This is a genomic window from Streptomyces sp. NPDC002513, assembly GCF_053595355.1.
Map to the genome: position 1 here is coordinate 1 of NZ_JBSFXK010000114.1, position 6,376 is coordinate 6,376.

General features: G+C 70.7%; 5 protein-coding genes. 4 read left to right on the top strand and 1 reads right to left on the bottom strand.

All coding sequences use genetic code 11. The features are described from left to right. Positions 1-252 precede the first annotated feature (252 nt). Positions 253-519 (bottom strand): hypothetical protein, encoded by a 267-nt coding sequence (locus ACWD5Q_RS34675; RefSeq protein ID WP_451431050.1) that lies wholly within the window; start codon positions 517-519, stop codon positions 253-255. Between the two features lie 109 nt (positions 520-628). Here ACWD5Q_RS34675 and ACWD5Q_RS34680 point away from each other — a divergent pair, with 109 nt between their 5' ends. The 4 genes from ACWD5Q_RS34680 to ACWD5Q_RS34695 all read left to right on the top strand — a co-directional run. Continuing rightward, the gene (locus ACWD5Q_RS34680; RefSeq protein ID WP_451431051.1) at positions 629-1,771 is read left to right on the top strand and encodes a hypothetical protein; all 1,143 of its coding nucleotides are present in this window, start codon (positions 629-631) and stop codon (positions 1,769-1,771) included. Between the two features lie 433 nt (positions 1,772-2,204). Beyond that, positions 2,205-4,661, top strand: coding sequence for a hypothetical protein (locus ACWD5Q_RS34685; protein WP_451431052.1), 2,457 nt, complete (start codon positions 2,205-2,207; stop codon positions 4,659-4,661). After that, the gene (locus ACWD5Q_RS34690) at positions 4,658-5,182 is read left to right on the top strand and encodes a hypothetical protein (RefSeq protein ID WP_451431053.1); all 525 of its coding nucleotides are present in this window, start codon (positions 4,658-4,660) and stop codon (positions 5,180-5,182) included. The genes ACWD5Q_RS34685 and ACWD5Q_RS34690 overlap by 4 nt, the downstream gene beginning before the upstream one ends. An 83-nt stretch (positions 5,183-5,265) precedes the next feature. Continuing rightward, positions 5,266-6,376: DEAD/DEAH box helicase (locus tag ACWD5Q_RS34695; RefSeq protein ID WP_451431054.1), on the top strand; the 1,111-nt coding region annotated here is incomplete at its 3' end.

The window sequence follows — 6,376 nt, forward strand, 5'->3', positions numbered from 1 at the left end:
CCGCGACGACATCCACGAAGCGTTCCTCAGCCTGGCCTGCGGCATCATCTGCTGGCGCCGACTGGTCAACCTCTCACTTTGTTAGGAGTTCTTAGTGGAGAATTTTCCGTGAATCCGGATTCGGGGGTGGTGCCTCCCCGGCTGGAGATCCGGGGGGGTTGTGCTGCGGGGTGTCCGAGCGGGTGTGGTGATGTCGGTTCCGCTTCGCTACACGGACATCCAGGTTGCTCTCCTGGCCTTCTGGCCTTGTTGTCAGCTTCGGGGTGTGTACCAGGGCACCAGGCGCAGCAGAAGGTCGAGGGTGTGGCGGGCGGCTGTGCGGGTGGCGGTGGTGGGAGCGAATGCTGCGGCGAGGGCGAGGGTGGCGGTGGTGGCGCCGAGCGCGGCTGTCAGGGCGATCAGGAGGCTCTCCAGGTGGCCGGGGTGATGGAGGACTCCTGCGATGGTGGTGGTGAGGAGCACGGTGGTCAGGGCGGTGGCCGTCCTGGTGCGGGCGCGGGTTCGGTGGCTTGGGGTCATGGTCGGACTGGTTCCTTGGAGTTGGCGGTTGCTGGGTGGGGCTGGTGACCAGTGAGCCAGATGCAGAATTCCGCCGGAAATGGCACTTCTCGGGGTTGTAATGAGGGGCATGGCACGGGAAGCGCCGAGTACGGCTGATCTGCAGGTGGTGCGGGAACTTGCGGCGCGGGGGGTGGTCGTGACGGTGAGCCAGCTGGAGAGCTGGCGGCGGGCGGGGTTGTTGCCGCGGCATCGGCGGCGGGGGCTCGGGCGTGGCCGGGGGTCGGTGGTGGACGCGGTCGATCCGGTGGAGAGCGCGGCGGCGCTGGCGCGGCATCTTCGGCAGGGGCGGGATCGGCGGCTGGCGGTGCTGGAGTGGTTCGCCGAGGCCGGCACGCTGCTCGTGCGGCCGGGGGCGGTGCAGGTGCCGGAGCCGCCGATCGGTGCCGTGCGTCAGGCTCTTGTGTGGGTGCTGGAGCGGTCGGTGTCGCAGCGGCTGGTGGCGTTTGCTCGGAGTGCTGCCGGGGCGGGTGAGGAAGGGCAGGACGCGCTGTACGCGCTCGCCGGCCGGCTCGTGGGGCCGTACCGCGGGTCGGCGCACCCCGCCCTGGTACGCGCTGCGCTCGAAACCGGCGAGGAAGTACCTGTGGAGGCGGAGGGGCCGGACTTCAGGAGCATGGTGCACCTGGTCGCCGCGATCGGTCTGGGGGCGCAGGAGGTGGGGGTGGATGCGCTGGCCGAGGCGTTCGCCGCGTTCGGCATGTTCGGGCTGACGGTCGAGGACTGGGCGCAGATGCTGGGTGCGGCCGAGCGCGGCGAGGGGCCGCCGGTGGACTGGGGGATGTTTGAGCGGCACGCGGACGCGGTGGGCTCGGTGAAGCGGGCCAGTGACGAGGAGTTGGTGCGGGCGCGGACGGTGCTGGTCGGTCTGAGCGGGTTCTACTGCATGTACGTGCTGTACGGGCTGCTCCTGCCGGATACGCCGGCACTAACCGCGCTGCGGCAGCGGATCGACGACCTGGGCATGTTCCCGATCCTGGACCACGTCATCGCCGTGAACCCCTCCCCCGGGCAGTTCGCCGTGGGCCTGACGGTCTGTCTCGAGCCGTTCTTCGACAACCTGTACGAGGTGCTGATGGAACAGCTCATGGAGGGCCCGGACATCTTCCGTATCCCGGGCGACGAGACAGGGGCCGTCGGCTTCGGAGAAACGTGGATGCGCACCCTGCGCGAGCTGCCGGGGGCCGGGGGTGCTTCGGCCGGTGCGGGATGAGATAAGCGCGGGCGACGCGGATGGTGTGGAGATGTCCGCAAGTTCATGATCTTGTGCTTCTACGCGCGTCTTACATGCATGTTGTCCGATTTATAGGGACTCTGACAGACTGTTAGCGCACGTCAGTGGTCTCGACGACCTGCCAGCCCCGTGCCGCCGTCGGCGGAGAGGGCGTGAGCCGTGCGCCGCGGTGGCCTGTTTCAGCGTGAGCCTGCCGGTGGCGTGCACAGTCTCCGATGGTGGACTCGAAGGGGCAGACGGTCTTCGCTGCAACGCACCACGAGGTGCGTCACGGTGACGGCGGCCCTCGCCGGTGCTCCCTTGGACAGGAGCGCCCCACGGTTCGGGTGCGTGCCGCATCCGGCACCGCCGGATGCGCCCAGTCGCACCCGGGGCCACCAGGGCTCCCGGAGTCAGGGACCGTCTGTTTCCCATGTCTGCCCAAGAGACTCCCGAAGGGTCTTACCCGTCTCCGACCAACTCGACCTGGGCGGAGAACCTCTACGAGGCCATCTACAACACCTGCCTGGCCGAGGGCTTCGCGCCCGTTCCCCGCCAGGCCGTGCTGGAAGGTTTCGCTCCGGCACTCGGCCGGGGCGAGGCCAAGCGCGTCACCGAGCTCCGTCGCGGGAGCCGGTTCCTGCGCGCCACGGCCTGCCACATCGAGCAGCGCGATACCGACGGGGCGTTGCTGGTGCTGAAGGTGGAGCTACACGGGGCGGCGACGCTGCCCTGGGTCATCAACGACCGTACGCGCAGCGCGTGGCTGCATTCGTCGGCCGAGAATCAGGAGCGCTTGGAGGAGCTCGTCGACCAGCAGCGGTTGGTGGCCTCGTGGACCGACGGGGTGGAGCGTGCGAAGGCGGCGTTGCGGGCGCTGGCCTCGACCGCGACGCCGGCGGAGAAGGAAGCGGCGGTGGCCGCGGGGGCGACCGCCGAGGAAGAGCTGGCGCGCGCACGGGAGCGGCTGGAGGCGTGCGAGCAGGCGCTGGGCAAGCGGCGTCCGCTGCCGGTGGTGCGGACCGTCACCGAGGAGGGGGCCACACTCGCGGCTCTCACGACGGAGGCGGTCCGTGCGGAGGTGGCCGCCGAGGTGCAGCGGTACGCCGTGGAGGTTCTGCGGCGTCGGGCGCGGCAGCGTCCCTATGACCTGGTGGAGTCCCTGGTGCAGGAGGGCCAGCGGGATTCCACCTTGGTCGTGCTGCAGCGGACTCCGGTGATCGATCCTGACGGGTCGCGGCGGTACGTCTGGCGGGGGCAGCAGGCCACGGGGGCCAACCGGGCCGATGCGCGGCTGGACACCTTCGGGATCCCGGCGCAGCAGCTTCTGACCGGGGTGCCGCAGGCTGTGCTGCGGCTGCCTGGGGAGGAGGAGAACCGGCGGATGGTCGTGCGGGGGCTGGGTGAGATCCTGCGGCGCATCAGCGCCGTGCTCAACGCCGAGTACGCCGACCCCGGCCGGGACCCGGAAGGGCGTGCGCAGCGGGCGGTGCGGATCGCACAGGTGCCGGCGCGTGTCGTGGTCGGCGCCAAGCGGCCGGAACGGCTGGAGGAGTCGCTGCGCCAGCTGAACGTGCACGAGCACCTGCGCGGCCAGCTGGACTACGAGGACGTGGACCGCTCCCTCGGACTGTGGACGACCCTGGTCAAGGCCTACCAGGCCGCGGGGCGGCTGGGAGAGTTGCTCGCCCAGGAGGTCGCCCAGGGCCGCGTCGCGACGGGTGAGCTGGACGAGGACGCGATCGCCGACGCTCTGGTCGGGGCCCGCGCTCTCGACGAGCTCAAGGTCCTGCTGCCGCCGGGCGACGAGGTGAGCCCCATGACCCTGCGGGACGTGGCCATCCGCTGCGCCACCGTCATGGTGTTCCCGCCGGTCCCGCCGCGTCCGGAGAACCTGGCGCCGCGCGCCCCGATGCCCACCGGCCGGTACTGGCCGGTGGTGCGTACCGCCCTGCAAGAGGCTTCCTGGGCTCAGCGGAACGGGGACAGGGCCAAGCGGCGGACGGAGATCTGGGCGGCCGTGGTCGTCCAGCACTTTCTCCGCCCCGGTCCCCCCGCCGCCGCCGAGGGCCTGTTCGGCAGGCCCGAAGTGCAGTTCGGGGTGCGCCCCGATGCTCGCAGCCTCGCATCGCTGCTGACCGCCTGCCGTCAGGGCGACGCTGCAGCCTGGGAGACCCTGGTGCGGCGGCATCTGGTGCCCGGCATGATCAGTGGTGCTGAGCCGTTCATCACGCCCAACGAGGGCTCGTTCAAGGCTGCGGACCGTAAGGGTGTGCGGCGCTCGCCGTCCAACGCGGTCCAGTCGCTGGTGAACGCCTACACCGACCCGCCGCAGGGAGTGACCCGCGAACTGCTGCTGGCCTTCGCCGACGAGGTCCTCCACGCGCCCGACGCCAACTTCGGTGTCCCGGATCACGCGCCGGGCACCTTCTGGGCACCCGACCCACTCGGCAATCCGCGCGAGGGGGTCCTCGCCGACAAGAAGTGGTTCGACAACCTCTTCCCTTTGACGTCGTTCCGCAAGGGCGAGCGCCAGAAGCCGCCTGCGGACAACTCCCCCGACCCCGAGGGCGCGGGCAGCGACGGAGACACCGTGGAGCTCGCGGAGGAGATCTCGGAGAGCCCGCTGGCCCGCATGACCCGCCTGCGCGCGGAACTGGCTTCTGCGGTGGCCAAGAGCACGGTCAGCGCCGCCGCCGTCGCCGAGGAGATCGCACGCCTCCTTGCGACCGTCCAGGACGCCGTGCGCGCTCGTGAGGAGGCCGGCGATGAGAAGGAGCCCGCCGACGTACGCGCGCTGTACGTGGAGGACTTCAACAACATCAAGGCGGAGGCCGCCAAGGTCGCGCCGCTGCTGGACAAGGCCACCGTGGCGGTGATGTCGCTGTGAACGTGGACTGCTGCGCGGAACCGGTGGCAGGGCCGGTGGCCGACGCGCGGGTGCTGCGTCATGCGTGGACCGCGCTGGGACCACTGCGGTGCGGCGGCTGGCCCGCCCTGTACAGCCTGGAGCCCCGCTACTGGGAGAAGACGCTCGCGGTGCTGGACGACGTGCTCGCCGGGCTGTACCTGGTGGTCGACGCCGACGGGCGGCTGCGGTGGCTGGGCAAGGCCCACCGTGGCGGCGGCGTCGGCGCCCGGCTGCGGGATCACTTCCGGCATCCGGAGCGGGCCCGCGTCTTCACGGGGGTGTTCGTCGTGGCGGGCGACCCGTTCAGCCCGCAGAAGGCGATCGAGGCCGCCGAGGGCCGGGCGGCCGACCTGATCGGGCTGCGCGGCCACATGGGTCCGCGTACGTGGCCCGTGGTCACCCAGGACCAGTGGCTCGCACTGGTCACCTCGCACCCGGCAATCCGTCGTCCACGCCCGGCTGGGGACGACACCGGTGACCGGCCGGTGGCATCGGCCTGACGGGCCGGGTCCGCTCCTGCGGGTGCCTCCCGCCCGGTGGGTGGGGTGCTGGGCGCGCTACCGGGTCCGGGAGGAGGGGGGGTGTGCCGGGTGCTTGCGGTCATCGGTACGGAGCAGGCCGTCGCCGGGGCGCGGCGCTGATCGAGAACAACGAAGTGCGGGCGGTGGTGCTGCCTGACGAGGTGAGGGAGGACGGCGCCGTGGCGCTGGATTGGGACCGGATCGGTATGGGGGACAACGAGGCACTTCTGCGGCCCCGCGACATCTACGCCGGGCTGGCGAACCGACCGTGGCCATATCTGCGCCACGAGCAGGGCGAGGTGCTGGACGCGTGGTTCGACCGGCGCCATGAGCGCGATGTGGTGATCAAGCAGAACACCGGCGGAGGCAAGACGGCCGTCGGCCTGCTGATCGCGCAGAGCACGCTGAACGAGGGCGTTGGCAAGGCCGTGTACCTGACGCCGGACAACTACCTGGTCAAGCAGGTCCGCGAGGAGGCCGCGAAGCTCAACATCGCCACCACAGACGATCCGTACGACCCGGCGTTCCTCACGGCCCAGGCCGTGCTGGTGACGAACTATCCGAAGCTGATCAACGGCAAGTCTGCCTTCGGTGTCGTCGGCGATGGCAAGGAGCCGCTCGATCTGGGCATCGTCGTCGTCGACGACGCGCACGCCGCGCTGGCCAAGACCGAGGACCAGTTCCGGCTGCGGGTGCCGGCCGGGCACGAGGCGTACGGGAGGCTGCTGGAGCTGTTCGCGCCGGACCTGCGGCACCAGTCGGCGAACGCCTGGTCGGAGCTGGAGGATAAGGACCCCACCGCTTTGGCGCCGATCCCGTTCTGGGCATGGGCTGACAAACGCGACGAGGTGCTGAAGATCCTTCGCCCTCACCGCGACGAGCGGCCCTTCAAGTTCGAGTGGCCGCTGCTCGCCGAGGTGCTGCACCTGTGCACCGCGACGGCGACATCGAAGGCGATCGAGATCCGGCCCTCGTGCACGCCGATCGACCGCATCCCGTCGTTCGTGCGTGCCCGCCGCCGCGTCTACCTGACCGCGACGCTCGCCGACGACAGTGCCCTGGTCACCGATTTCGGTGCCGATCGACCGCATCCCGTCGTTCGTGCGTGCCCGCCGCCGCGTCTACCTGACCGCGACGCTCGCCGACGACAGTGCCCTGGTCACCGATTTCGGT